This is a genomic window from Legionella sp. 27cVA30 (assembly GCF_024160945.1).
Lineage (GTDB): Bacteria > Pseudomonadota > Gammaproteobacteria > Legionellales > Legionellaceae > Legionella_A > Legionella_A septentrionalis.
On sequence record NZ_JAMYXK010000002.1, the window covers coordinates 139154 to 164509 of the forward strand.

Below are 25356 nucleotides of genomic sequence, written 5' to 3' on the forward strand. Positions count from 1 at the left end.
GGAATATCCCAAAAAACACTTAAGGAATCACATTCATGGCATAAATCAACTGTTGGACAAGCACCAAATTAAAAAACGCAATGATTTGTCCAAGCTGTATAGCGAATTGCAAGGCGATACTACGTTTACTCTGGAATTATTTCAAAATTTGTTAAGCCAACTACACGATCCTTCCAATAATCTGGATAAGGCAACTTCTGCCCTAAATAAGAAAATTTCTGCTTTATTAAATAGCTTACAGGCTAAAACAACTTTTCAGTATGAGGATTTAATTTGTTTAAACGAAATTTATCACGATAGATGGTTGCAAGTGTGTGATACAGAACAGGATTATATGCGCTCTTTAGAGGGTGTGAATGCTCCCTGGTTTAAACTTGCGCAAACAATATGTGGCAAACGGTACAACACATACCGTTTTTTAATGCCTACTTTGCTGCAGGATATTGATTCAGTCACTTTGGAGCAGACTTGTGAAGAAGATTTGTCGAATTATATATTGGCGGAGGGTAACACGGAATTAATCCGATTGAGCAGTTGTGAGGGGCACTATCTTAGCGAAGGTACTTTTTATAATTGTAATGACTACGTTGCCAAGCCGCTTAGTGAGCTTGAAATACAAAGAATGCAATATGCGGATAAGCAGTATTATAAATACATCGAGCTTTCGCGTGCAAATCATCCCAGCAATAATCCGCCTATTAGTATAGCCACAGTGATGGCTGTAAAGGAATTGGTAGAAAAAAGTCTTTTTCCCATCGGTCTTTTGCATGGACGTACCTATAATGAAGCGCAAATGGAGGAAGCAGTGCAAGCTTATGCTGCTTTTTATAAGTTTGTACATCGTTTACCGCTTGATGAAAAAAAAGCCTTATACAGCCAGCGAATAATATTTCATAACAAAAATAAAAGCTTTACCGAGATAATTGATTTGATAGGTCAATACGATAATCCAAAAAGTTGTATTGCCACATTGGCACAATATTTTATGCAATTAGTCATGGATTATGCGCCTAATGTTCACTTTAGCAAAGCGATAGAAGAAGCAATATCAATGGATGAGATGCGCGAAGCTTCTTGCAGGAATGTCTTTTTGGAATACAAAGATGTAGATGAAAAAGAAGCGTTGCGTAGATTGCAAATATTGTTTGTTTCGTTGATGACTTGTTCATTTAGCTTGCGTTTTTTAGACGGCACGGCTGTTTCATTTGCAGAACGTAAAAATACTATACCCAATGAGTGTATGGAAATTTTTAAATTACTGTATGCTTTTTTTCAGGAAAAAAATAATCATTCGGCTTGTCATACTTATTCGATCTTGATAGGAACAATCATTAAGCCTGCCTGTTCCACACAAAGTTTTATTCATAGTTTTAAACAAAGTTCAAAAACAAAAAACTGGCTAAATTCCATCCTTTCCGAAACGCTATTTCAAGAAAATATATTGTTTGATCCCGCATTGATCCTCACAACATGCATGAGCTTGGTGCAAAAACAAATTAATTTATCGCCCATCATGCAAAATTTCCTGGAATCCATGATCACGACCTACCTTACGGCAGAACCTGAGGCAGTAAAACAAATGCAAGTGAACATCAAGTTTACGGAATTGTTAAACACGATCGCAGAGAAAGAAAACGAGAAAAAAAATTTATTGCAAACTTTACATCATTTCAACGTGGGAAACCATGTAGAATTATATGCAGAGTGTACGGCTTTCCTTGCCGCTCCGCAGCGGCAAATGCAAGCCCAGGAAATTAGTTTTTTTAAGTCGAATCAAGCGGTTGCTGATGCTAAAGAGCTTTTACGCAGGTTTAGTAAAAGAGTAGCAATGATGCCTAAAATCAGCCCCCAAAAAGCGCCGCCTATACCAAACAAGGAAATGCCTGATGCTGAAACTAAAATGGTTATAAGTGCTGGTTCGCGTTGATTTTCTTCTTCTAGGGCTACTTTTAAGGCATTGCCTATCGTCGAGAGTAAGGCAAGACCGGCTATGGTTAGAACCAATTCTTTAGGAAAATCAGAAAACAAAGCAACAACAGTTGCGCCGAATAAACCTATTAAAATCCAGCAAAGACCGGCAAAAACGGTCGCTTTATAGCGGGTTAGAGGGTTGCTATCTGCTTCGCTCCCGGTGCAAATGGCAGCGGTAATGGCGGCTAAATTTATAGAGTAGCAGCCAAAAGGAGCAAAAAATAAAGTAGTGACGCCAATCCAGCTGATAACCGGGGATAAGGGTGGCTGGTAACCGTTTGCTTTCATCACCGCAGTCCCAGGCACATTTTGGGAAGTCATTGTCACGATAAAAAGCGGCAAACCAATGCTGATTAAAGTGGAAATATTAAAGACTGGCACTGTAAAAATAGGGTAAGACAGAGCCAGATGAAAATTGGTAAAATGAAATAAATCTTCCTGCCAGGCGATGGCTATTCCCAAAATTAATACCAGTAGGATGACGTAACGCGGGAACAAGCGTTTGCCGATTAAATAAGCGATCAACAGCGTGCATACTAATGCAAATTCATGCTGCATCGAGGTAAAAATACTTATGCCAAATTGCAGCAAGATTCCGGCTAACATCGCGGATGCCAGAGAACGCGGGATATGCGCCATCATTTTTTCAAAAACACCGGTAACTCCTGCCAAAATGGTTAATATTGCAGAAAAAATAAAGGCGCCAACCGCTTCTGCCATGGATATACCCGTCAGGCTTGTGGCCAGCAAGGCTGCTCCCGGAGTTGACCAACCAACCAGAATTGGAATGCGGTAGCGTAATGATAAACCAATGCAGGTGAGGGCAAGGCTCAGACCCAATGCCAGCAGCCAGGAGCTTATTTCCGCTTGGTTAGCGCCTGCAGCCGTGGCAGCTTGAAAAACCAACACGGCAGAACTGGTAAAGCCTACCATAACGCCCACAAAACCTGCCGTCATATTGGGAATTGAAAAATATTTAAACATGAGAAACCTTAATGTTTAGATGACACGATTATTTTGCAAATTGGCTGCTGATTTTAACATAGTTGTGATAACGATCGCGCTGAATTTCTCCCTGTTTCACTGCTTCGATTAAAGCGCAATCAGGAGTATTTTGATGGTTGCAATTCCTAAATTTGCATTGGGATAAATAGGGGCGAAATTCACGGTAACCTTTTGCTATTTCTGCAGCTGGCATATGCCACAATCCAAATTCCCTAACTCCCGGGGAGTCAATTAAAGCGCCACCGCTCGGTAAATGATAAAAATAAGAATTGCTGGTGGTATGACGGCCTAATTCTACTTGAGAAATACTTGCAGTCTGGATATTGGTTTCCTCTGGAAGTATTTTAGCAATAAGCGAGGATTTACCAACCCCTGATTGTCCTACGAAAACGCTGGTTTCATGGTTTAAAGCAGCGAGCAACGCCTTATAACTTTGCGGTTTTGAAAAACTGGTGTGCAGCACGGTATAGCCTAAAGACTGATAGTGACTTAATGGCATTTCTATGTCTGCAATACCTAAATCCGTCTTATTCAATACAATACAGGCATTTAAATTTAAATGCTCCGCGATGATTAAGTAACTGTCCAGCAATGGCCAGGAAATTAAAGGCTTGGGTGCGACCACGATCATGAGTTGAGTAATATTGGCAGCTACAGGCCGGATGCTACCGTGTTTATCTGGCCTTCCCAACACCGATGTTCTGGGAGAGAGGCTGACAATAACCCCTTGCTGCGCCCCTTCCGCTTGCCAAAGCACCCGATCCCCGGCCACTAAAGTAGCTAGATTGGCACGAATTGAACAATGCATAGTATGTTTATTGGCATCTTCTACCAAGGCATGACGCCCAAAGCAAGTGAGCACCAATCCTTCGTTTATGGAGGTATTATATTCACTCGCGGGCTCGTGATAGGATTGTTGCTTTTTTTCAATCCGGTCCGATTGCTGTTTGTTAATTCGTCTTTTACTCATGGTTAAGTAATATACTATAATCGTAGCGATTCAAATAGGGCATCCAAAAAATTACTGGACTAAATCGGAATGAATGTTTATTTGGTAGGAGGCGCGGTTCGCGATCGGTTGCTAAACTCTCCCATTAAAGAGCGGGATTGGGTCGTGGTCGGAGCTACTCCAAACGAAATGCAGCGGCAAGGGTTTCAACAAGTGGGGCGTGATTTTCCAGTGTTTCTCCATCCCCAAAGCAAGGAAGAATATGCCCTGGCTAGAAAAGAGCGCAAGCAAGCGCCCGGTTATTATGGATTTGCCTGTGATTTTAGCCCTGAGGTCACATTGGAGGAAGATTTAGCTCGACGTGATTTAACCATCAATGCCATGGCACAAGATTTAACTACCGGAAAAATCATCGATCCTTACGGCGGTCAGGATGATTTAAAAAACAAAATCCTAAGGCATGTATCGCCTGCTTTTGTTGAAGATCCAGTGCGGGTGTTGCGCGTAGCACGTTTTGCTGCACGTTACCATCATTTAGGGTTTCGCGTAGCTAATGAAACCCGTTTTCTTATGTATACCATGGTAAAACAAGGCGAGTTAAACCACCTCGTGCCCGAGCGAGTTTGGCAAGAATGGCAGCGGAGTTTGCAAGAGAAAAATCCCGAAGTGTTCATTGAGACGTTGAGAGCTTGCGGAGCGCTGCCTATTGTATTTCCTGAATTACATGCGCTTTTTGGAGTTCCAAATCCGCAACGCTATCACGCCGAAATTGACAGTGGCATTCATACCTTAATGGTGTTGCAGGCATGTGCTTCTTTAGCCAGCGAGCCCGAAGTTCGTTTTGCTGCCTGCGTACACGATCTTGGCAAAGCACGTACTCCCATGCAAAACTGGCCGGCTCAACATGGTCATGAAAAATTGGGCGTACCAATTATTAAATCCCTGTGCCAACGGCTGCGCATCCCTGTCAATTATCGGGATTTGGCTTTACTGGCTGCCCGATACCACTTACACATACACCGTTTTTTTGAATTGCGTGCAAATACTATTGTTTTAGTGTTAGAACGGGCTGATGCTTTTCGTCGGCCAGAATTATTTAAAAAATTACTGAAAGTTTGCGAGGCAGACGCGAAAGGGAAAGGTCACCCCGACCTGCAATATCCGCAAGCTGAAAATTGGTTGTATGTACTGGCAGAATGCATGAAGATTACAGCGAAAGAATTCGTGGCCCAAGGTTATCAAGGTCAGGCAATAAAATCCGCCATCCATGAGCAGCGTGTAAGGCGCACACAAGAGTTGCTTGCTCATTTGTCTAGGAAAAAATATGAAAAATAATCACAATTTAATTTGGATCGATTTGGAAATGACCGGGCTTGAGCCGGAGCGTGATCGCATCATAGAACTAGCTACCCTGGTGACCGATGCTCATTTAAATATTCTGGCCGAAGGCCCGGTCTTTGCAATCCATCAAGATAATGCTTTGCTCGATAGCATGGATGATTGGAATACTAAACAACATAATCAATCGGGATTGGTTAAACGGGTGCAAGAAAGTCAAGTGACCGAGAAAGAAGCCGAGTCATTGACTATTGCGTTTTTAAGTCAATATGTCGATAAGGGCAAATCGCCCATGTGCGGCAACAGCATATGCCAGGATCGACGTTTTTTATATAAATACATGCCAGAACTTGCTGCTTTTTTCCATTATAGGAATTTGGATGTCAGCACTTTAAAGGAATTGGCTGCCCGTTGGCACCCCAAAGTTTTAAGCGGCATTAGCAAACAATCCAAGCATTTAGCTTTGGAAGATATTAAAGATTCCATTAATGAGTTAAGACATTATCGTGAGCATTTTATTCACTTGCCGGATACTGCCAATACGTCATCGGCAGCAAACCCGCAGCAATCTTCTTGAAAGAATTGGAGTGCTATGCAGTATAATATCGTCCCCCTTGAATCATAAGGAAGCAAAATGGTAAATCGAGAACAATTGTTTCTCCCTAATGGCGCCGATAAGTTGCTGCTGCACTCTTGCTGTGCTCCTTGCTCGGGAGAAGTCATGGAAGCTTTGCTTTTTTCAGGCATTAATTTTTCAATTTTCTTCTACAATCCCAACATTCACCCAGCGCAAGAGTATGAAATCAGGAAGCAGGAAAACATCGAGTTTGCCCGGAAACATGATATTCCTTTTATCGATGCAGATTATGATAAAGATAACTGGTTTGCGCGGGTGAAGGGTTTGGAATGGGAGCCTGAACGCGGCAAGCGTTGCACTGCATGTTTTGATATGCGTTTTGAGCGTACTGCTTTATATGCCTCTGAGCATGGGTTTCCTGTGATCAGCAGTTCGCTTGGTATCTCACGCTGGAAGGATATGAATCAAATTAATGAGTCAGGCATGCGTGCAGCAAGTCGTTATCCAAATTTGGAATACTGGACTTATAACTGGCGTAAAAATGGCGGCTCTGAGCGTATGTATGAAATTGCCAAGCGCGAAAATTTTTATAAACAGGAATATTGCGGCTGTGTTTACTCATTGCGGGATACCAATCTTTGGCGTAAGAAAAATGAGCGTGAGCGCATTAAGATTGGCATCAATTATTATGGCTGTGAATCCGGATGCGAAGAAATTAAAAAATAATAGCGATAGGGGAGTCCATGGACGATTCCGCAACTCATCATCATGCGGTGCCTAGGTTCAATTTGGCGTTTCTCATTGCCATTACCGCCAATGGCCTTTTTGTAATTTGTCAGATTTTTTTCGCTTACGTCGCGAATTCAACCAGCTTATTTGCCGATGCAATTCATAATCTGGGTGACGTATTAAGCCTCATGGTGGCATGGGTAGGAAACAGTTCATTAAAGCGTCAGCCCACCGATCGCTCCACGTATGGGATGAAAAAAATTTCCATTTTGGCTGCACTGGCTAATGGCGTGTTATTGATTTTTACTTGCGGGATTATTGTCTCAGAAGCCATGTATAAATTTTTTTCGCCCGCTGCCATCGATGCATTCACTGTAATGAGCGTGGCAGCTGTTGGCATCGGGGTAAACGGCGCGACTGCTCTATTGTTTTTGCGTGGCATGAATGATTTGAATATTCGTGCTGCTTTCATGCATTTAGTAGCCGATGCTTTAATTTCCATAGGCGTTGTATTTTCTGCCATTCTTCTTTATTGGACTGGATGGTTATGGATTGATCCGGCCGTTGGCTTAATCATTGCCGCGATTATTCTGAAAAGCACCTGGTCTTTATTTGCAGACAGCTTTCGCTTGATCATTGATGGCGTGCCGCGTGGGATTTCCCTAATTGAGGTGCGGGAATTGTTAAAAAATCAAGCGGGCGTGCGCGATGTCCATGATTTGCATATTTGGGCCTTAAGCACGCAGGAAAATGCATTGTCAGTACATCTTTGGATGCCTGAAGAACCTCTGAGCGACTTAAAGCGTCAAGAGCTGATAAAAAAATTGCGGAAAGAATACCATATCCAGCATGTCACCATTCAAATTGAACGAAATCGCACGCATTGCGAAGATACATGTTTACCTTATCTTTAAAAAAGCAAGAATTAGGCAACAACCCTATAGTTTTTTTTGAATGCGCTATCTAAGGTTTGTGGGAGCACAATTTTAAATTCACCTCGATCTGCCCTCTATCTCGCCAGGAGTTATAGTCATGGAGTTACGACCCAAAGGTGGAAAGAACTTGAAAAAAAATATCATTATGTATAATTATAAAACATAAAATAATGAAGTATTCCAATGCCCTACGCTCAATGGCCACCATCAGTAGCAACGAGAACTTATCACGACAAACATGGAAATAAGATTTCTGGCAAAGAAAAAGGCGAGAGCCTACCGTCATGTTCTTTTGTCAAACAGAAAGAGGCTGCTGCCTTAACCGCTTTATCAGATACTTTTGTTTCTACAAGCCTTTTTACAGACTTGCCGCCAAAATTTTTTCAAGATTTTCTAAAGATTCAAAATGGTAGTAATCCCATCGTTTTCCCAGCAATGGGCAAAGATAAGGGTGGTTCTGTCCGTTCTTACATGCAAGCTCATCCTGCCTTTCAAAAAGGCTCTCTTAATCCTAATAATTGGGAAGAATTAGGATGGTCTACAAAAAAGGAGTATGAACAGTGGTTAGACACAAGCATGCTCTTTGCTTTTTCCCACTGCAATCATTATTGCTCAGCGCTCAGGATTTTTGAGGCAGACAGGGATAGAAATAATAGCAATAATGGTTCGCATTTTTATTTCAAACAATCTGACAACATTGAAAAACGAACCAATATTCTTAGCGTATCTGGATTTGAGTTCCGCGGTTTCCCTACAAGGAACGTAACCCAAGCGGTGCTCTCTGAAGTGGAAAAACATTCTAAGTTAACTATGCAACAGATTTTATCTGCTGCGGAATCAACACAGACTACTGATATCGTTTTAATTCCTTTTGGAATGGGGGTGTTTATTAAAGGTCACCCTAATGAAGCTGCTATTCGTAATAAAATGATGGCCGGAATGGTTGAAGCATTAAAAGAATATAAAGACCGTCCAGTTTCCATTCATAGTTGCGGGTGGACTTCTTTCAATTCTCAATTAAAAGAAGCTTGTGCAAGTAATCCCAGAATTTCTCTAATATCTCATGAAGGTGAAGATGCTTACACTATTGCCAATGACATACAGGATCGTGGTAATGACAATAATGAAATGGAAGATATTCCGGCTAATTTTGCTGACGAGTTTACGCGCAGGCAAAAAAAATCATTGCTTATTAATGCTGGAGATTCTGATTGGTTAGCAATGCTTGATAATAAAAGGGGACCCGGACAATGCTGGAAAGGGCACACCTTGTACCACAATACTTCCGACGAGTATTTTGCATTAGTCACAGACCTTGCATTGCATTCTGTACAAAATTTGATTAAATGCTTTGCTGATTCTCTCGACAGCAAAATCTTTAGTTTCGCGAATATGAGCGATGATTCTAAAAAATATGAGAAAAAGTTCTTCTCAGCATTAGACGTTCTCAAACTCAAGACGGATGAGTTGATTGAACGAGGTAAAGAAAATGCAAAATATAAGGAGGTTGCTTTAAAAGCGGGTGCCTTATTTAATACACTAAAATCCGCTGGAGAAGTATTCTTTAACCCAACCACTCCGCCTACCATCGAATCACTGAAAAATTTTAGAGAGGAATGTAAACAAGCCATAGAGCTTGTCGAAGGAGAGTTTAAAAAGCATCGTGGGATATGGGGCGATTTGCACCCTGTTCTAAAAGCGATTCTCGGCATTCTTGCAGCCATCACCATTGCTCCTGCGATCATCGTGCAAGCAACAACAGAAGCCGGGTTTGTCGGCACCTTCTTTAAAACTCCCACTACGGATTCAATGAAAAAATTGGGGCGGTTTGCAGAAAATCTGGATGAAATTCACAGTGCACTTGAAAAAAAGTTAGGGCCAAGTTAAAAAGAGCTCTGGGTATGGATTAAAATTACCCGGGAACTCTCTCCCCAGCTACTACCAATAAAAGTCCTTTACGGTAAGCAGAACAAGCAGCGAGACTGTCGTTTAAATTTTCAAGAAGTTTGCCAAGTTCCGCATAGGCTGCAGGAGTAGCGCCGTAAGCAATACTTTCTTCAAGATAAGCCCTGGCTTTCCCCCACAATTGCTTGTTTATGCATAAACGCCCGAGGCATAAATACAGGCAAGCAGAATGCGGATGAGTTTTGATTAATGATTCGGCAAAATTTAAATTGGCATCTTCGCTCTTTATTTGTCCATATAAATTAATTAATTCATCATTAAAATGTTTTTGTAAAACGCGGCGCAGTAAATTTTCTGCCTGGGCGTATTCTGCAATGGATAATAAATAACGGCTGTATTCAGCTACTAATTCTGGATCATGACTCAAACGTTTGGGGAGATTATTGAATGTATCATTCAGTAGCTGCGTTTGATTTTGTTTGGCCAAATCGGCAATAAAATGCAGATAAGCATGTTGTTGCAAGCGTTTATAACTAGCCAGGGAAATGACGTGATTTTTTTGCAATTCGGGCAATAATGCAAGTAATTGCGGCCAATCGCGTACTTCCTCATAAAGATGCATCAATAATTTCAATACATAAGGATGGTTCGGCACTAAGTCTTGCAAATGTTTCAGAGTAGCGAGTGCCTGTTCCCATTGTTTGTTCGCCAATTGCAGTTGTGCTTGTGTCAGTTCGACTGCAATTTTGGCGTCAGGTACCGATTGTTGCGCTTGGCGTAAATATTCATCGCGCAGTTTGGAATCGCCCATTTCCTGGGCAGCTCTTGCGGCGGTAAGGTAATTAAGCAGTGGTGTATCGGTATCAGGCAAGGCTTTAATCAAATGATTCTTGGCTCGCTGCCAATACCCTTCGCTAAACTCAATTAAACCCTGGCGAGTTTTTGCTTGTGCTTTTTGCATGCGCCGCCTGTTGCTCCAATTTCTCCATGCTGCCGGGAAGTGCACCATCCAACTGCACAACAGCATAAAAAAATGCAGGAACAGGAAGAGCAATAGTAAACTGATAATCGCTACCCATAATGTGGTTTCCACCGTCCATTTATTAATAGCAATTAACAGATACCCAGGATCATGGTGCAGTTGAATTCCTAACCAAACGGCAGCCAGCAGGAGCAGAAAAATGCTTAAAATTCGTATCATGGTGATGGTTCTCCACTTTCTGCAGCATTTCTTTTAGCTTGGTTTGCCTGAATAAGCTGATTCAACAGGGCGAGCGAATGGGTCAGTTCCGGTTTTTGCTGCGTCAGGGTAGTTTTTTGTAAGGAGTGTAAACTTTTTAGAATAGCTTTTGTTTTTGCAGCATCCAGGTTAAAAGTGCGTTTAATATTTTTTATGGCTTGCGAAAGAGCCAGTCGAAAGACTTTTGTATTTTTTTGCAATACAGCCCATTGAGCTTCCTGCAGGTTAAGATAAATAATTTCGCGGATGGATGACGCTTGCGCGTCCGTAAGCAATGGTTGTATCGCATCGTCATGACGACGAATAACGACAAGTTTTTCCAGTAATTTAATATTGTCGTGCAGGCGCGCTCGCCAGCCGGATGTATTTTTTGCAGGGATTGTAAATGGCTTGGTGGCGGCAAGAACCTGGTGGTAAGGCAGCTTTAAAATTGCATCCTGCAATGCATCAAGGCGACTTAACACGCCGGCATTGTCTAGCGCGGGAATGCTTTTAATCTGCAGTAATTCTTTTGCGATGGCTTGCCGTATTGCATAGATTTGTTCATCAGAGCTATTAGCAAGCAATTTATCAGCTTGTTCTAACAAGGCGGATGCGGTATCGAGATTGTCATCCCAATGGGCGTGCAATTGCGCTAACTCCAGATAATAGCGCGTTTTCAAAAGCAGCCAATCCTGTTCCTGGTAATGAGCTTGCTCAAGCTTTAATTGCAGATTTTTATCAAGTTTGACAATTTTATCTTGCAGCCTGGTTTCAATGCTGGAGAGGGCATGTGCGAGTTCGCTCGACAATTTGTTCTGTTGCTGTTGCAGGACATTTATTTCACGCTGTAAGCTGTTTTTTTCCCGTTGCAGCAATACACCGTTATAGAGTGCAAATGCAGCGATCGAACAGGCGGCAATCCCCAGAATGAGACTTGCGGGCAAGTAAAACTTGAATCGCTGCTTGTTGGTGTCAGGTGGCAGAGGCGTATCGGCTTTTGGCTGAGCCGCCAACGCTGTATCATTCTCACTGCTAGTGGTCATGGATAAGTCCTTTTTAATATCAGGTTCAATGATTAGGGCTTTTTACATAGGCGCAGAGGGTTTCTAACAAGGCATCATATTCACTGAGCAGAACAGTTTTGATGCCGAGGGCAGAGGCTTCTTTCGCTATGCGTTCACTAATAACAAGACAAGGTTTACTGCAAAGCCAAGAATGCCCATCACTGCCGAATAACGTAAATATATTTTGCATCGTTTGTTGACTTGAAAACAGTATAATATCCACAGCATCTTCCTGCCATAGGTATGTTATTTGTTTGCGCGAGTATTCAGGTAAAATGCGCCGATATACAGGCAAGGAGATTAAATTTGCTCGACGGCTTAGCAAGGTATCAGCAATTAAAGTCCTGCCACCTTCCCCCTTTACGAGTAAAATATTTTGCCCATACACTTCATGTAAAGCATCGATGCGTAAAAGATGCTCGCTGTCGGCGACTGCAGGAATGCAATCAATTTTGATATTCCATTGCCGTAAAGCAGCCGCGCTGCCTTGCCCGATGGCAATGACGTGAATCATACCCGCCCAGGCAATACTGCGCTGTTTTAATCCTGCAAAAAAATAATGTACTGCGTTCGCACTGGTAAAAATCGCGTGCTGTATTTTAGTCAGATCCGGAATGGGCGGCCACTCATAAACTGCAACTATCTCCAGCGCGGGCAATTCAATGCATACACCGCCTGCATGTTTAATGGCTGTGCTTAATGCTTTACCCTGTTCTGCCGGGCGTGTATTTAAAATCCGCAAGCCGTTTAACATATTTTCCGGGCTCATGAAACAGATGGATTAAGGAGTTCTGCTGCGCCATCAGCCAACAGGATTTGCGCGCAATTATCGGCCATAATGCGGGCATCGGTACGGTGCCCGCGTTGCGTATTGCTCAATAAAATTCTACCGTCTGCACTGGCAACTTTTGCATGCAAGGATAAGTATTCTTCGCCTTCTGGCTTGCACAAAACAGCCAGCGGTACATGGCAATTGCCGCCAAGCAAGGCATTCACCTGCCGCTCGGCTCGTACGCAAAGAGAAGAGAGCGGGTCATTTAATGGCGCAATAATTTTCTTTACTTCTGCATCATTGTCCCGGCATTCAATGCCAAGCGCTCCTTGCCCGCAGGCGGGAAGCATGACTTTTTGGCTTAAGGTTTGTTTTAGTAGGTGTTCCATTCCCATACGCTCAAGCCCTGCTACCGCTAATATGATGGCGTGATAAGATTCTTCCCGCATTTTATGGATACGGGTATGGATATTGCCGCGCAATGGTTTAATCATCAAATCCGGCCGCAAAGCCAGAAGCTGGGCTTGTCTGCGTAAACTGGAAGTGCCTACAATCGCGCCTTTAGGCAGACTGTCCAAGCTTGGATAAATATCGCTGACAAAAGCATCCCACGGGTTGTGACGTTGGCAGATGACTGGTAAGCATAAGCCGTCTGGAAAAATGGCAGGCACGTCTTTCATGGAGTGAACTGCTATATCAGCTTGATGACTGAGCAGGGCTTCTTCCAATTCTTTAACAAATAAGCCCTTGCCGCCAATTTTTAACAATTTGTCTTTAAGAAATTTATCCCCAGACGTTTTCATGGGTAAAAGTTCAATTTGTAGGGAAGGCCAATATTGAGCCAACAATTCTTTAACATGGTTTGCTTGCCATAAAGCAAGAGGACTTTCGCGGGTTGCGATACGCAGTATGTTGTTTGGCATCATGTGAATTATTTAAAGCAGCGTAATGCATCATAACATTTTTAATGAATTTGTTAAAAAGACAAATATCCGTTATACCTTAACATACTTACTTGAAGCTTCTTGGTGGGATATGACTACTGCAAGCACTTTAAGCAAAGCAAGCAAAATGGATATTAAGAAAAAATTTGCGGATTTTTCCTCTGTGTTGGAGCGCCATGTGGCTGGCTCGGCACATCAATTTGTGGTCGTAGGTGCGATCATTTTTATTGTCTTTCCTGCCTTCTACTGGATTTGGACTCAATGGTATCTGCAACCCTATGAAAGTTTAACTTTAAGGATAGTCGGCAGCTTCTTAGGGTTGGGATTAATGTTAACGCCCTATTGGCCGGCTGCCTGGAAGCGATACGTAAATTGGTATTGGTTTTTGACTTTAATGTACGTACTTCCTTTTTTTTCCACTTATTCATTTTTAATGAGCCGGGCTGACGATGTTTCTTCCATGGCGTTATTATGCAGTATTTTTCTATTGGTGCTGCTGGTCGATGTAGTCAGTTTAATTGTTTTATTGATTTTAGGCTGCGGTTTAGCTGTTTTGACTTATTTTTTAGGTTTCCCGGAATTTTATTTTAGCCAAGAGCATGCTGAAGTAGTGGTGATTCTTTTGTTCGTGGTTATTGCGGGTTCCACGGTCAGTTATAAGACTTCAGTCATCCAGCGGCAAAGAATGGCGGGTATGGCTGCTGCGGCAGGCATGATTGCCCATGAATTGCGCACGCCCTTACTGGGCATTAAAAGTGGCGCGCAAGCGCTTAAAAATTATTTACCTGCCTTGTTTGAAGCTTATCAACTCGCCAAAGCCAATGGCTTGCTGACCTCTCCATTAAGGGAAAGCCGCATGAAACAACTGGCAGGCGTTAATGAGCGGATGATTAGTGAAATTGATTTTGCAAACACCATCATTGATATGTTGCTGATTAAAGCCGGGCGCGAAAATACGTTGCAAAATTGTCACCTGGAATTATGCTCCATGCATGAATGTTTACAAGAGGCGCTTACACGCTACCCTTTCCCATCGCACGAAGCACGCAATTTAGTCACTTGGGATGGCGATTTTGAATTTATGGGTTCAAAGCTGCTCATGCATCATGTTTTATTCAATTTATTAAAAAATGCGTTGCATGTGATTGCGACGGTGCAGCGGGGAGAAATCAAGATTTGGACAGGCAAGGGCGATAAATTTAATTATTTATATGTGCAAGATACCGCAAAAGGCATGTCTGCAAAGCAATTGGCTCGTTTGTTCGATCACTTCTATACCACCACATTCATGGGAACTGGAATCGGATTATCCTTTTGTAAATTGGTGATGAAGCGTTTCGGTGGAGATATCCACTGTGAATCGGAGGAGGGGGTTTACACCAAATTTATTTTATCTTTTCCTACAGTGTAAATGTACGTATACTAAAATGTATTGCATTGGATAATAAGCAAAATTGGTGTATCTAGGTTATACTGAAAGGCAGTGTTTTTCAGTTCGGTTTATTTAGTAACGGTGTCTGCTCAGGAGGAGCTATGCAATCTTTTTCAATCCCTACCTGTTATTTTCCCAGTACCGCTATATTCCTTGATGACAGTCGTGATTTTTTGCTGAATTTTGTTTTACAGCTCGACGAAGGAGTCGCTTATCGAATTTTTGATAACCCGCAACGGGCCCTGGATTATATCCATAATAAAAGTTGCGAAATAGAATTACTCAATCATTCGTGCCTGCAAGAATATAAAGAAGCAAAAAAGTGGCCGCAGACTCATCTTGCAGACAATTTGGATTTGGCTGCTGTGCATGCCGAAGTTTATAACCCGCACCGGTTTTCAGAAATTTCTGTGGTGGTGGTGGATTATGCAATGCCTGGAATGAATGGTTTGGAGTTTTGTCGACGGATTGAAAATCCTAATATCAAAAAGATTCTGTTAACCGGACAAGCAGATGAAAAATTAGCCATTGCAGCTTTTAATGAAGGATTAATCCACCGCTACATCAAAAAAAGTGATATCGATGCTGCCGAGCTGATTACGCGCAGCATTTATGATTTGCAGTTGCAATATTTTCAAACGATGTCAGACATCATTGTCCGTATGTTGCCAATAACTTCTCCAAGTTGTTTGCAAGATAAAAAATTTGTCTTATTTTTCAAAGAACTGTGTGCGGAGAAAAAAATAATCGAATATTATCTAACGGATGAGTCAGGTAGTTTTTTTATGTTAGATGAGGATGCAAATACCAGTTTTTTAATTGTTAAAACAGATGCGGATCTGCAAACTTATTATGAATTAGGGGCAAGCGCTGGAGCAGATGAGGCGGTTCTTGCAGAAATTGTAAACGGTAGAAAGATCCCTGGCCTATGGTCGATAAAACCTAATGGTTCCTCTAACCCTTGGCTAAATACCTTAATCCCCGCGAAACGAATAGTGGGTAATAAAAATTATTATTATGCTTTCTTATCGGGTAATTCTCTCTTTGATATACGCCAACAAAAAATCCTGTCTTACCAGCGTTATTTAGAAGAGTTGGATGCCGAGGAACTCTTATTAAGCTAATGGAATACACCCCATTCAAATTTGAGTGGGGATTGTATTGTAAGTTATCGTAGGAGCTAAAAAAGGTTATATTGGCTTTCTACTTTGTGTAAAGATTCCGGGGCTGAATTGCTGCGTGGTATTTCCCCAGTTTTACGTAAAGAAAAGAAATTGGCAGCGGATAGTTTAGAGGAATTTTTTTCCTGTGTTTGCAGGAATTCAGCAATTTCATTATGCAAAGTCGAGAGCAGTAATTCTTGTGATACTACAAAACCTTGCGGGTGGATGATGAGATTGGTCGCAGCCGGTTCAAGGATATTTTCTTTGATAAATACGTTAATTCGATTGTTAGAGTTTTCTGCCTGCAAATCTTGTTCCTGAAAAGAGACTGCAATTTCCTTTTTATCATGTAAAGTTGGAATATAGTTTATAGAATGTATAATGCCTTGGTTTTGTGCATTTAAAAATTTTGCAATGGACTTTGTATGCTTATTTTCGCTTAAGTTAATATAATGCTGGGTTGGCTCATCTTCCATCACACCAATGCGCATGGTAAATTCTTCGCTTAACTTATGGGATCTTGAAAATAAAAATTGTCCCACTACGATGGCAATATTCAAAGTTTTTTTATTAGGACCTTGCAGCAATTCCATTTGTTGCAAGCGTTTAATTTTCTGAAACTCTTGCAGGAATGTTTCTTTAACGGTCATTTCCTTGTTATTTTGGTTATATTCTTGGTGTTCTGCCTCGGACAAAAACATGATGTTTACACAGTTTTTTGCATGTTTAGACAGGCCATCACACAATGATTTGTGCAGATTTTGAGCAAAAAATTCCGCCTGTGATCCAAATGGTCCACAAATTCCAATGATATGCATGAGCGCTCCAGAAAAAAGAACACATTATAAAAGACGTAAAAAATTCCGCAATGAGCTCATCGATTGAACCTTATGTATTTTTAATCAATTGCTTACTGGAAATAACAAGCTCTTGCCGGTATGATTTTTAGATTATTGCTTCGGGATTTTATTATGCGGCCAATTTTAACCGGATTGATTTTAGTATCCATGAATGGGTATGCAGCTGATGATTATGAGCGGCAGCAAATCGAGCAGCGCATCGCTCCGATAGGCCAAGTACGTATACAAGGGGAAACGACAGCACCAGCAGTCGCTCAGCCCGTCCAGCCTGCACCGGCTGAGACAGCAAAAAAAGAACCCGGACAAGAAATTTATGAAAAATATTGCCAGACGTGCCACCGTGATGGCGTGGCAGGCGCACCTAAATTCCGCGCAGAAGCAGAATGGAAATCCCGCTTGGCTAAAGGTATAGATGGCTTAACTACTTCTGCTATTAAAGGCTTGAATGCCATGCCCCCGAAAGGAACTTGCAGTGAGTGTACGGATGCAGACATCAAGGCAGCTGTTGAATACATGGTACCAAAATCATGAGCAAACGTACTTATCGCAGCATTCAATCGTTATTGCTTCTGCTGACTGTGTTCGTGGTAGGGGCTACATTTTATTTTCAATACGCACGTAACTTAGAACCTTGTCCGCTATGCCTAATGCAGCGCATTAGCGCTTTTCTGTTCGGGGCGTTTTGCATTATGGGTTTGTGTTTAACTACGTTGCGCCGCGGTCGGCTTGTTTCTATATTGCAAATGTTTTTTGCATTTGCAGGACTATTTTTTGCAAGCCGGCAGCTTTGGCTGCAATCTTTGCCGAGCGAGCAAATACCGGCTTGCATGCCGGGATTGGATACTTTGCTGCGTTACTTTCCTTTAAATGAAATCATGCATGCCCTGTTTTGGGGAGCTGGTGATTGCGCTGAAGTGGATTGGTCATTCATGGGATTATCCATGGCAGCATGGGCTTTATTTTATTTTTTATTTTGTTTTATTGCCAGTGGTGTTATCTTTTATCGACTTGGTAAAACCTTGCATGCAATCCATTAATCCTTGCATATGGTAAAGGCCGCACGTCTTGGTTATGATCACGTTTTTGACGTTAAACCATCCCATGAATACCTTTAGTTGTAAAGTTCTGCATCAACATCGCCACAGCAAAGCACGCGTAACGCGGGTAGCAACACCTCACGGGGAATTTATCACCCCAGTATTTATGCCCGTGGGAACGCGTGCGGGTGTAAATAATATGACACCACAAGAGCTGCATGCTGCCGGCAGTCAAATTATTCTTGGCGGAAATACCTACCATATGCTTTGTGCTCCAGGCATGGAGGTGATAGAGCAGGCAGGCGGCATGCATCCATTCATGGGGTGGCATGGGCCGATGTTGACCGATAGCGGTGGATTTCAAGTTTTTAGCTTATCTAAACAGAAAGAAATTTGTACTATTGATGAAGAAGGTGCCCATTTTTCTTTGCCCAATTCCCAGCGTTTGATCCATATGACCCCAACGATGTCTTTAGAGACGCAAAAAATAATTGGGGCAGACATTATCATGGCTTTCGATCAATGCACCCCTGATGCATGTACACATACTGAAGTTCAGCGCATCATGGCACGTACACACCGTTGGCTGCGGCAATCCATTGCTTATCATGAACAACATCCCACTTCCCGTTATGGAGCATATCAGGCTTTGTTCGGCATTATTCAGGGAGGGGTTTATGAAGATTTGCGGCGGGAAAGTGCACAATTTGTAGTTTCCATGCATACAGACGGCATTGCTCTGGGAGGGGAAACAGTAGGCTTTGATATGGCAAAGACCGTTGAAATTATCCGCTGGGTGCATGAATTTCTACCCGATAATAAGCCCAGATACACCATGGGGGTGGGCATGTCGCCGCAGGACTTGTTGGATGTGGTGGCTGAGGGAATCGACATGTTTGACTGCGTAGCGCCAACCCGCAATGCAAGGCATGGGGCTTTATATTGTGGAGAAATAATACGCAGCGGTAATTGGCTAAAATTTGAAAGCGAGCATGAGAATGCGCGCATACAAATAAAAAAATCCTGCTATGCAGATGATTTGTCCCCTATTATGCCATCTTGTACTTGTTATACATGCCAGAATTATTCACGCGCCTTCTTGCATCATGCGTGCAAACAAAAAGCCAATTTGTTTACGGCACTGGCAAGCATCCATAATATCCATGTGCTGCACGATGTATGTGCTAAAATGCGCGCACTTATTGCAACCAATGCTTTATAAAAGGAGAAATAATGTTTTTAATTAATACTTCCAAGGGCAATATTTATGTGCAACTGGACGAAGAAAATACCCCGAATACGGCAGCCAATTTTAGCAATTACGTGAAAAGTGGTTTTTATGATAATACAATTTTTCATCGCGTCATTGATGGGTTTATGATTCAGGGAGGGGGGTTGACTGCCGATATGCAGAGCAAAACCACTGGGACTCCGATTAAGAATGAAGCCAAAACAGCAAAACCCAACAAGCGAGGCACCATTGCCATGGCGCGTACCATGGATCCTCATTCAGCTACTGTACAATTTTTTATTAATGTAGCCGATAATAATTTTTTAAACCATAGCAGTGAACAAGCGCAAAATTTTGGCTATTGTGTGTTTGGCGAAGTAGTGGAAGGAATGGATGTAGTTGACGCCATTGCAAAAGTGAAGACAGGTCAGAAACAAGGGCATGCGGACGTTCCCCTTGAAGATGTTGTTATTCACACAATTTCTGAAGTCGATGCGATTGCAGGTGAATAAAATTTAAACCAACTATAATTTTAGATATCTTAATATAAGCAAACGCAGAGCGTGCGTTTGTGGCATCGTGAGGATGCAGCGATGAGAACATGGATGCTTGTGATTCTTTTATTGGTTGGTTTGCATGTATCTGCAGCAAGAATCCTAATTCAGGGAGATCCCGTTGAGTTGGAAGTGCATGAAGGCTTTTTTACTTTTCCTAAAGAGTATACATTTACAACTCAACGCTATCATTATATTTTGTTATCCGGCATAGAACGTGTTTGTTTTCTGCAAGAACAACCAGCATTGGCTCATACGGATATGGTTTCCATTTTAATCGAACAAAATGATGGCGATCAGATTCGTTGGTATTGTTACCGCTATAGCGTTCGTTTTTTTGAGATAGATTTTTAAATGGCTATCATCACTGATTTTAATGAAGCACATGCTTTGCTTGAGGCGGGCAAAATCCTTGCCTATCCCACCGAAGCGGTTTATGGGCTTGGCTGCGATCCGTATAATCGAGAAGCGGTGGAAAAAATTTTGGCTTTAAAAAAAAGGCCGGCTAATAAAGGGTTGATTTTGTTAATTGCTCAGTGGCAGCATTTACTGTCTCTAATCAAGCCTCTTTCCGCTGAATTGTTAGCTCCTGTGCAACAGAGCTGGCCTGGGCCTGTAACCTGGATTTTTCCAAAAGCTGCACAGGTTCCGGATTGGTTGAGCAGTGATGGGGAAACCATTGCCATTCGTTTAAGCGCGCATCCGGTTGCCCGTCAGCTCTGCAAAGAAAAACCCATTGTTTCGACCAGTGCCAATTTAAGCGGCGCACCACCTGCCAGGACTTTAGCCGAACTCTTATCACAATTTCCCGCTGGGCTTGATGCCATCATGGCAGGGGAACTTGGGGGAGAAAAGCAACCCAGTGCAATTTATGAAGTCTTGAGCGGAAAGCGTTTACGCTAGCTTATGCATTCAATGGTTGTGCTCATCCTTGCAACGGTTTGTCATCTTGCTCCGCATGATTTGTTGCATCATTTCGTGGCTTGTGGCAAGAATGGCGACAAACGAAGCAGTTACAATTTCTCAAATTTATGATAGGTTAACTAGTCTGCAATGGTATTAGAGCGCGCATTTTTATATTCTGGCTTTGAGCCACCCAGCTAGTTAATTTTATAATCTGGAATATTAATTGACACCATTTGGGTTCATTGATACTATCTGGTTCTTTTTTGTACGATTATTAAGGTTGCCTTAAGCAAAACCCAATATAATGTGGATTCCGAGTATCGGTTGTAAGTGATAACCTTTGGCTGTGCTCCCGTATTAAACGAGAAGGAATGCAATGAGCAATAAAAAACATGCATTGACTGTGTTTAGTTTGACCATGATCACAGTAGGTTCTGTAGACAGTATCCGCAATTTGCCGGCTACGGCATTATTTGGCAGCCAACTTATTTCCTTTTTTATTTTGGGAGCCATATTCTTCCTCATCCCGACGGCACTAGTTTCTGCGGAATTGGCTTCAGGCTGGGCCAAGCAAGGTGGGATTTACATTTGGGTTAAGGAAGCATTTGGCAGAAAAACCGGATTCCTGGCTATATGGCTTCAATGGATTGAAAATGTCATTTGGTATCCCACCCTCCTTTCCTTTGTAGCAGGTACGGTCGGTTATTTAATTAATCCTGCACTGGCGAGCAACCCTTATTTTTTATGGTTAATCATTGTAATTTCCTTCTGGGGGGCGACATTGGTTAATTTACGTGGCATGCGTTCTTCTGCTTTATTCAGTAATATTTGCGCCATCTCCGGCTTGCTTATCCCAATGGCCCTAATCATCGGTTTGGGGGCGGCCTGGATCGTGGGCGGCAACCCAATGCAAATTCAATTTGCTGCACCAGACATTGCTCCGCACTGGCAAGATCGTTCTATATGGGTTTCATTAACGGCTATTATGATGTCGTTTTGCGGTATTGAAATTGCTACCGTACATGCCAATGACGTAAATAATCCGCAGCGTGCTTTTCCGCAGGCACTTCTTTATTCCGTACTCATTATACTAAGCACATTGATTTTAGGCTCTTTGGCTATTGCAGTAGTATTGCCTCATAACGATATCAATCTGGTTGCCGGCATCATGCAGGCATTTGATGCTTTTTTTGGCCGTTACCATTTAACCTGGTTTATGCCGATCATCGCCGTCATGCTGGTATTGGGTGGGCTTGGCGGTGTGAGCAATTGGATTATTGCTCCTACAAAAGGGTTACTGGTTGCAGCGCAAGATGGTAATTTGCCTCCCTTGTTCCAACGTACGAATCACAATCAGGCGCCTTGGGTTATGTTAATCAGCCAAGCGGCTATTGTCACCGTGCTTTCCACCCTGTTTTTATTCATGCCAAGTGTCAATGGTTCTTATTGGCTGCTAACGGCTTTAGCTGCGCAGCTCTACATGCTGATGTATTTAATCATGTTTGCAGCAGCGATCAAGTTGCGTATTAAAGTGCCTCATCATCCCCGGGCATTTCGAATTCCTGGCGGGGTATTTGGCTTGGTTGCGGTAGCCGGTATTGGCATCATTGGAGCGCTTACTACGCTGGTAGTAAGTTTTATGCCGCCTGAAGGAATCAATGTCGGTAGTGTGGCTCGCTATGAAGCTGCTTTGATAGGTGGCTTAATTCTTATGTGTCTGCCTCCTTTCATTAGTACGCACTTGCAAAGCAAGCGTTTGCAAATACAAGAAACAGCAGCCCCTTTTGGATAAGATGATTCAGCATTTGCTTTGCGATAACCAGTAATTGGCAATATCGATGCGCCTTGTGATCCAAATGTCAGGGAATTGCTGGATGTGCCCTATAAAGCGCTTTAAGGCCATACAGCGTCCCGGGTGCCCGCTAAACCGTGGATGCAAGCCAATGCTCAGCATCACCGGACGATTTTCAGCGTACAAATAATCAAATGAATCCTTTAAATAATCAAAGAAATCCGTGCCTGTCCTAAAACCTGGGGAAGTGCTAAAGCGAAAGTCATTGCAATCCAGCGCGTAAGGGATGATTAAATGCTCTTGCTCGAAATAAGGTAAATCGTCAGCATAACTGTCAGAATCATAAATAAAGCCGCCAATTTCTCTTAATAAATTGCGTGTGTGTAAACTCCGTCTGCCGGTATACCAACCTTGGGGGCGTTTTCCGGTGAGTGCCGCGATGGTATCTATACAGATTTGCATATGTTCTTTTTCTTCCTTTTTTGCCAGCCGCGCATAATCTATCCAGCGCCATCCATGCCCGGCTATTTCATGTTTGCTATGTGTGAGGTAGACGCAAAATTCGGGATTTAGCGTCAAGGCAAACCCCGTTACAAAAAAAGTAAGCGGTATGCCGGCGGCATCAAATAAACGTAGCAAACGCCAAATACCGGCGCGGCTGCCGTACTCAAATAACGATTCCATGCTTAAATTACGCATGCCTTCAGGTTTGGCAGCAAGCGGAAATTCCCCGCCATATGTTTCTGCGCAAAGATCGCCATTTACAGGCGTCAGTTCGGCACCTTCCTCATAATTGATGACAAAATTAACAGCCATGCGAGCTTTTTGTGGCCATTGTACACCACTTTGCTTCTTCCCATAGCCAGACATATCGCGCATGCTTACCCCAATTCAAATGTGGTAATTCCATAAATATTTTTCTTTTCAAGAGTCGGTTCTTCTTTTAGATACATCCTGGCTGTAGCAAAAACTTTAGTGAGTTGGAAACGTTTTACCAGTGCCAATGCATGCGGATTGTTTTCCGGGATATCGAGAAAAACATCTTGTCCTTGCGCGTGAGAAGCCAGATTTAAAAATAAAGTTTCCGCTATTGCAGGATGGTCAGCAAACAAAGGACCAATTTTAAATCCTCGTTGACATGGGCGGATGACGCCATACCCCTGGAGAGCGGCATCTTTAAAATAGCCCATGCTTTTTGCGCCGGCTTGCTTTATCCAACATTGTAAAAATGCAGGCCGGTAAGCCGGGAAATGGCGGCGGTCATATTCTTGCAATAAAGCAAAATCAATATGCGCCAAAGGTAATGTATATTCATCATCTGTAGCGGCATAAAATGCTTTCCCAGTGTAACGGGCATTGTAGTGCGCGAGTTGGTAACCCAGGCGAGCATATTTATCAAGCATGTGGATGACTCCATCAATCCCGGCGTTACGGTTTCCAACATAAGCTAACCGGGCACGCGTCAGTGCTAATCCATATCCTTTGCCGCGCTGCGATTGGTTGACAATATAAAAGCCGCAAAAAGCAAATTCTTCGTCATAATTTACAGCAGAACCCACGGCAATAATCTTTCCATTCAGCTTACCGGCAAAGAAACCATGCGGATCCGCTTGGTAAAAACATTCTGCATCATTAAGGCCTGGATTCCAGCCTTCTTCTGCAGCCCAGGCAATGGCAAGTTGTACTTCATCTTTGCTCATCCGTTCAACTGCATAGTGCTCGTTCATTTTAATCCTTAAAATTAACGCGGAGCTATATAAACGCCGTCGACGCCTTTGGACAATACAATTTGCCATAATTGCATTTCACGTGCGCGAAAATAGCCGGCACAAGATAAAAGATAATATGCCCACATTCGATAAAATGTTTCATCGTAAAATGACCTTAGTTCACCCCAATGGCGAGTGAAATTTTCATGCCAAGCCAGCAGCGTTTTATCGTAATACGCACCAAAATTTTGCCAATCTTCCATCACGAAAAATGGTTCTATGGCTTGTCCTATTTGCTGGATTGATGGAAGCATCCCATTTGGAAAAATATATTTTCGTATCCAGGGATCCGCGAGCATGTTGGTTTGATTGTTGCCTATGGTATGCAGCAAAAATAAGCCGTTATCTTTAAGAGAGCGTGCAACAAGTTGCATGAAAGTACGGTAATTCATGAAACCCACGTGTTCAAACATGCCTACGGAAACAATGCGGTCAAATGTTTGTTCGATCTCTCGATAATCTTGTAATTTAATTTCAATATCCAAACCCTTGCAGCTTGCTTTTGCCCATTCATACTGTTGCTTGGCAATGGTTATACCTGTCACTTTAACGCCGTAATGTATCGCTGCATATTTTGCAAGGCCGCCCCAACCGCAGCCAATGTCCAATAGATGCATGCCTGCTTGCAAGTTTAATTTTTTACAAATTAGTTCCAATTTTGCCATTTGCGCTGCGGCTAAATCAGCAGTGTCTTTAAAGTAGGCACAACTGTAAATCATCTGCTCATCAAGCATTGCTTTAAATAAATTGTTTCCAAGGTTGTAATGGCTGCCTACTTGTTTTGCACGGCGTTTACTTTGCAAATTAATTATCTTAGCCAGCAGGTTTTTGAATATTACCCGCCATGGGATATTTATTTTTTCTTCTAAATGCGCACGTGCTATCCGTTCGAATAAGAGGTCCAGCCGTTCGCAATCCCACCATTGCTGCATATACGCCTCACCAGCTCCCAAGCTCCCGTCTTTAAGGCAGCGAGCATAAAATTTTGGATTATGTACGCTAATATCCCAAGGTCTTGTGCCATTAATGGCTATCCCTGCTGCTTCAAGCAGGGTGGTCAGTGCCTTTTCTTCCGGTTTTTTCATCGTCAAGAGATCCAACGCTAAAGCAATATTCACTATATAGATTAGAAGTGGTTTGCACTTTTTGCAGATAGGATGCCAATGTTGTTGCAGGCAGGGTTTCATTTTAACCTTGTGCT

General features: G+C 42.5%; 24 protein-coding genes. 14 read left to right on the top strand and 10 right to left on the bottom strand.

The window, feature by feature from the left end:
• Window positions 1-1773: 1773 nt before the first annotated feature.
• Together NKV53_RS05935 and rsgA are read right to left on the bottom strand one after the other, a co-directional pair.
• Complete coding sequence (locus tag NKV53_RS05935; protein WP_126953768.1) at window positions 1774-2955, bottom strand: benzoate/H(+) symporter BenE family transporter; 1182 nt, start codon at window positions 2953-2955, stop codon at window positions 1774-1776.
• Window positions 2956-2983: 28 nt separating this feature from the next.
• Window positions 2984-3946 carry a small ribosomal subunit biogenesis GTPase RsgA gene (gene rsgA / locus NKV53_RS05940; protein WP_253350857.1) on the bottom strand — a complete coding sequence of 321 codons (963 nt, stop codon included), beginning with the start codon at window positions 3944-3946 and terminating at the stop codon, window positions 2984-2986.
• A 69-nt stretch (window positions 3947-4015) separates the two neighbouring features.
• Between rsgA and NKV53_RS05945 the strand changes: the two genes are divergently transcribed.
• The 5 genes from NKV53_RS05945 (at window position 4016) to NKV53_RS05965 (ending at window position 9391) form a co-directional block, all read left to right on the top strand.
• Complete coding sequence (locus NKV53_RS05945) at window positions 4016-5260, top strand: multifunctional CCA addition/repair protein (RefSeq protein WP_253350859.1); 1245 nt, start codon at window positions 4016-4018, stop codon at window positions 5258-5260.
• A complete protein-coding gene (gene orn, locus NKV53_RS05950) occupies window positions 5250-5840 on the top strand; it encodes an oligoribonuclease (protein WP_126953765.1) in 591 nt (196 codons plus the stop codon). Before NKV53_RS05945 ends, orn begins: the two co-directional genes overlap by 11 nt.
• Window positions 5841-5897: 57 nt before the next feature.
• Complete coding sequence (locus NKV53_RS05955) at window positions 5898-6566, top strand: epoxyqueuosine reductase QueH (RefSeq protein ID WP_126953764.1); 669 nt, start codon at window positions 5898-5900, stop codon at window positions 6564-6566.
• Between the two features lie 5 nt (window positions 6567-6571).
• On the top strand, window positions 6572-7483 hold the full coding sequence (locus NKV53_RS05960; protein WP_371923206.1) for a cation diffusion facilitator family transporter: 912 nt from the start codon (window positions 6572-6574) through the stop codon (window positions 7481-7483).
• 204 nt (window positions 7484-7687) lie between these two features.
• Window positions 7688-9391, top strand: coding sequence for a hypothetical protein (locus NKV53_RS05965; RefSeq protein ID WP_253350860.1), 1704 nt, complete (start codon window positions 7688-7690; stop codon window positions 9389-9391).
• 25 nt (window positions 9392-9416) lie between these two features.
• On the opposite strand, the gene NKV53_RS05970 is transcribed toward NKV53_RS05965, so the two are convergent.
• Genes NKV53_RS05970 through hemC form a run of 4 tightly spaced genes read right to left on the bottom strand, consistent with a single transcriptional unit; the run spans window position 9417 to window position 13390 of the window.
• The gene (locus tag NKV53_RS05970; RefSeq protein WP_126953761.1) at window positions 9417-10610 is read right to left on the bottom strand and encodes a heme biosynthesis HemY N-terminal domain-containing protein; all 1194 of its coding nucleotides are present in this window, start codon (window positions 10608-10610) and stop codon (window positions 9417-9419) included.
• The gene (locus NKV53_RS05975) at window positions 10607-11674 is read right to left on the bottom strand and encodes a uroporphyrinogen-III C-methyltransferase (protein ID WP_126953760.1); all 1068 of its coding nucleotides are present in this window, start codon (window positions 11672-11674) and stop codon (window positions 10607-10609) included. Before NKV53_RS05975 ends, NKV53_RS05970 begins: the two co-directional genes overlap by 4 nt.
• 25 nt (window positions 11675-11699) lie before the next feature.
• Window positions 11700-12464, bottom strand: coding sequence for a uroporphyrinogen-III synthase (locus NKV53_RS05980; protein WP_233581857.1), 765 nt, complete (start codon window positions 12462-12464; stop codon window positions 11700-11702).
• Window positions 12461-13390 carry a hydroxymethylbilane synthase gene (gene hemC, locus NKV53_RS05985; protein WP_126953781.1) on the bottom strand — a complete coding sequence of 310 codons (930 nt, stop codon included), beginning with the start codon at window positions 13388-13390 and terminating at the stop codon, window positions 12461-12463. Before hemC ends, NKV53_RS05980 begins: the two co-directional genes overlap by 4 nt.
• Window positions 13391-13415: 25 nt before the next feature.
• Here hemC and NKV53_RS05990 point away from each other — a divergent pair, with 25 nt between their 5' ends.
• Both NKV53_RS05990 and NKV53_RS05995 read left to right on the top strand, forming a co-directional pair.
• Window positions 13416-14822 carry a sensor histidine kinase gene (locus NKV53_RS05990; protein ID WP_233579832.1) on the top strand — a complete coding sequence of 469 codons (1407 nt, stop codon included), beginning with the start codon at window positions 13416-13418 and terminating at the stop codon, window positions 14820-14822.
• Between the two features lie 122 nt (window positions 14823-14944).
• A complete protein-coding gene (locus NKV53_RS05995; RefSeq protein WP_126953759.1) occupies window positions 14945-15967 on the top strand; it encodes a response regulator in 1023 nt (340 codons plus the stop codon).
• Window positions 15968-16023: 56 nt separating this feature from the next.
• Here the strand turns inward: NKV53_RS05995 and NKV53_RS06000 are convergent, their stop codons facing one another.
• Window positions 16024-16707 (bottom strand): hypothetical protein, encoded by a 684-nt coding sequence (locus tag NKV53_RS06000; RefSeq protein WP_126953758.1) that lies wholly within the window; start codon window positions 16705-16707, stop codon window positions 16024-16026.
• Window positions 16708-16977: 270 nt separating this feature from the next.
• Here NKV53_RS06000 and NKV53_RS06005 point away from each other — a divergent pair, with 270 nt between their 5' ends.
• The 7 genes from NKV53_RS06005 (at window position 16978) to NKV53_RS06035 (ending at window position 22386) form a co-directional block, all read left to right on the top strand.
• Window positions 16978-17397, top strand: a complete 420-nt coding sequence (locus NKV53_RS06005) for a cytochrome c5 family protein (RefSeq protein ID WP_199737607.1) — start codon at window positions 16978-16980, stop codon at window positions 17395-17397.
• Complete coding sequence (locus tag NKV53_RS06010; protein WP_126953756.1) at window positions 17394-17903, top strand: disulfide bond formation protein B; 510 nt, start codon at window positions 17394-17396, stop codon at window positions 17901-17903. The genes NKV53_RS06005 and NKV53_RS06010 overlap by 4 nt, the downstream gene beginning before the upstream one ends.
• A 64-nt stretch (window positions 17904-17967) precedes the next feature.
• Complete coding sequence (tgt, locus tag NKV53_RS06015) at window positions 17968-19125, top strand: tRNA guanosine(34) transglycosylase Tgt (protein ID WP_126953779.1); 1158 nt, start codon at window positions 17968-17970, stop codon at window positions 19123-19125.
• Window positions 19126-19136: 11 nt separating this feature from the next.
• Entirely contained in the window at window positions 19137-19646 is a 510-nt protein-coding gene (locus tag NKV53_RS06020) for a peptidylprolyl isomerase (RefSeq protein WP_126953755.1), read from the top strand.
• Between the two features lie 81 nt (window positions 19647-19727).
• A complete protein-coding gene (locus NKV53_RS06025) occupies window positions 19728-20042 on the top strand; it encodes a hypothetical protein (protein ID WP_126953754.1) in 315 nt (104 codons plus the stop codon).
• On the top strand, window positions 20043-20591 hold the full coding sequence (locus NKV53_RS06030) for an L-threonylcarbamoyladenylate synthase (protein ID WP_127033433.1): 549 nt from the start codon (window positions 20043-20045) through the stop codon (window positions 20589-20591). It begins immediately after the preceding gene.
• A gap of 379 nt (window positions 20592-20970) precedes the next feature.
• Window positions 20971-22386, top strand: coding sequence for an APC family permease (locus tag NKV53_RS06035; RefSeq protein WP_126953752.1), 1416 nt, complete (start codon window positions 20971-20973; stop codon window positions 22384-22386).
• Window positions 22387-22392: 6 nt separating this feature from the next.
• Here the strand turns inward: NKV53_RS06035 and NKV53_RS06040 are convergent, their stop codons facing one another.
• From NKV53_RS06040 to cfa, 3 genes are read right to left on the bottom strand one after another with little or no spacing between them, the layout of a single operon-like run.
• Complete coding sequence (locus tag NKV53_RS06040) at window positions 22393-23265, bottom strand: polysaccharide deacetylase family protein (RefSeq protein WP_199737616.1); 873 nt, start codon at window positions 23263-23265, stop codon at window positions 22393-22395.
• A gap of 2 nt (window positions 23266-23267) precedes the next feature.
• The gene (locus NKV53_RS06045; protein ID WP_253350861.1) at window positions 23268-24113 is read right to left on the bottom strand and encodes a GNAT family N-acetyltransferase; all 846 of its coding nucleotides are present in this window, start codon (window positions 24111-24113) and stop codon (window positions 23268-23270) included.
• Between the two features lie 14 nt (window positions 24114-24127).
• Entirely contained in the window at window positions 24128-25273 is a 1146-nt protein-coding gene (gene cfa, locus NKV53_RS06050) for a cyclopropane fatty acyl phospholipid synthase (RefSeq protein WP_371923178.1), read from the bottom strand.
• Window positions 25274-25356 lie beyond the last annotated feature (83 nt).

Excerpts from the sequence above, each read along its gene's own strand:
- NKV53_RS05935 (WP_126953768.1), bottom strand. The coding sequence starts at position 2,955 with ATGTTTAAATATTTTTCAATTCCCAATATGACGGCAGGTTTTGTGGGC.
- rsgA (WP_253350857.1), bottom strand. The coding sequence starts at position 3,946 with ATGAGTAAAAGACGAATTAACAAACAGCAATCGGACCGGATTGAAAAA.
- NKV53_RS05945 (WP_253350859.1), top strand. The coding sequence starts at position 4,016 with ATGAATGTTTATTTGGTAGGAGGCGCGGTTCGCGATCGGTTGCTAAAC.
- orn (WP_126953765.1), top strand. The coding sequence starts at position 5,250 with ATGAAAAATAATCACAATTTAATTTGGATCGATTTGGAAATGACCGGG.
- NKV53_RS05955 (WP_126953764.1), top strand. The coding sequence starts at position 5,898 with ATGGTAAATCGAGAACAATTGTTTCTCCCTAATGGCGCCGATAAGTTG.
- NKV53_RS05965 (WP_253350860.1), top strand. The coding sequence starts at position 7,688 with ATGCCCTACGCTCAATGGCCACCATCAGTAGCAACGAGAACTTATCAC.
- NKV53_RS05970 (WP_126953761.1), bottom strand. The coding sequence starts at position 10,610 with ATGATACGAATTTTAAGCATTTTTCTGCTCCTGCTGGCTGCCGTTTGG.
- NKV53_RS05975 (WP_126953760.1), bottom strand. The coding sequence starts at position 11,674 with ATGACCACTAGCAGTGAGAATGATACAGCGTTGGCGGCTCAGCCAAAA.
- NKV53_RS05980 (WP_233581857.1), bottom strand. The coding sequence starts at position 12,464 with ATGAGCCCGGAAAATATGTTAAACGGCTTGCGGATTTTAAATACACGC.
- hemC (WP_126953781.1), bottom strand. The coding sequence starts at position 13,390 with ATGCCAAACAACATACTGCGTATCGCAACCCGCGAAAGTCCTCTTGCT.
- NKV53_RS05990 (WP_233579832.1), top strand. The coding sequence starts at position 13,416 with ATGCATCATAACATTTTTAATGAATTTGTTAAAAAGACAAATATCCGT.
- NKV53_RS05995 (WP_126953759.1), top strand. The coding sequence starts at position 14,945 with ATGCAATCTTTTTCAATCCCTACCTGTTATTTTCCCAGTACCGCTATA.
- NKV53_RS06000 (WP_126953758.1), bottom strand. The coding sequence starts at position 16,707 with ATGTTTTTGTCCGAGGCAGAACACCAAGAATATAACCAAAATAACAAG.
- NKV53_RS06005 (WP_199737607.1), top strand. The coding sequence starts at position 16,978 with ATGCGGCCAATTTTAACCGGATTGATTTTAGTATCCATGAATGGGTAT.
- NKV53_RS06010 (WP_126953756.1), top strand. The coding sequence starts at position 17,394 with ATGAGCAAACGTACTTATCGCAGCATTCAATCGTTATTGCTTCTGCTG.
- tgt (WP_126953779.1), top strand. The coding sequence starts at position 17,968 with ATGAATACCTTTAGTTGTAAAGTTCTGCATCAACATCGCCACAGCAAA.
- NKV53_RS06020 (WP_126953755.1), top strand. The coding sequence starts at position 19,137 with ATGTTTTTAATTAATACTTCCAAGGGCAATATTTATGTGCAACTGGAC.
- NKV53_RS06025 (WP_126953754.1), top strand. The coding sequence starts at position 19,728 with ATGAGAACATGGATGCTTGTGATTCTTTTATTGGTTGGTTTGCATGTA.
- NKV53_RS06030 (WP_127033433.1), top strand. The coding sequence starts at position 20,043 with ATGGCTATCATCACTGATTTTAATGAAGCACATGCTTTGCTTGAGGCG.
- NKV53_RS06035 (WP_126953752.1), top strand. The coding sequence starts at position 20,971 with ATGAGCAATAAAAAACATGCATTGACTGTGTTTAGTTTGACCATGATC.
- NKV53_RS06040 (WP_199737616.1), bottom strand. The coding sequence starts at position 23,265 with ATGCGCGATATGTCTGGCTATGGGAAGAAGCAAAGTGGTGTACAATGG.
- NKV53_RS06045 (WP_253350861.1), bottom strand. The coding sequence starts at position 24,113 with ATGAACGAGCACTATGCAGTTGAACGGATGAGCAAAGATGAAGTACAA.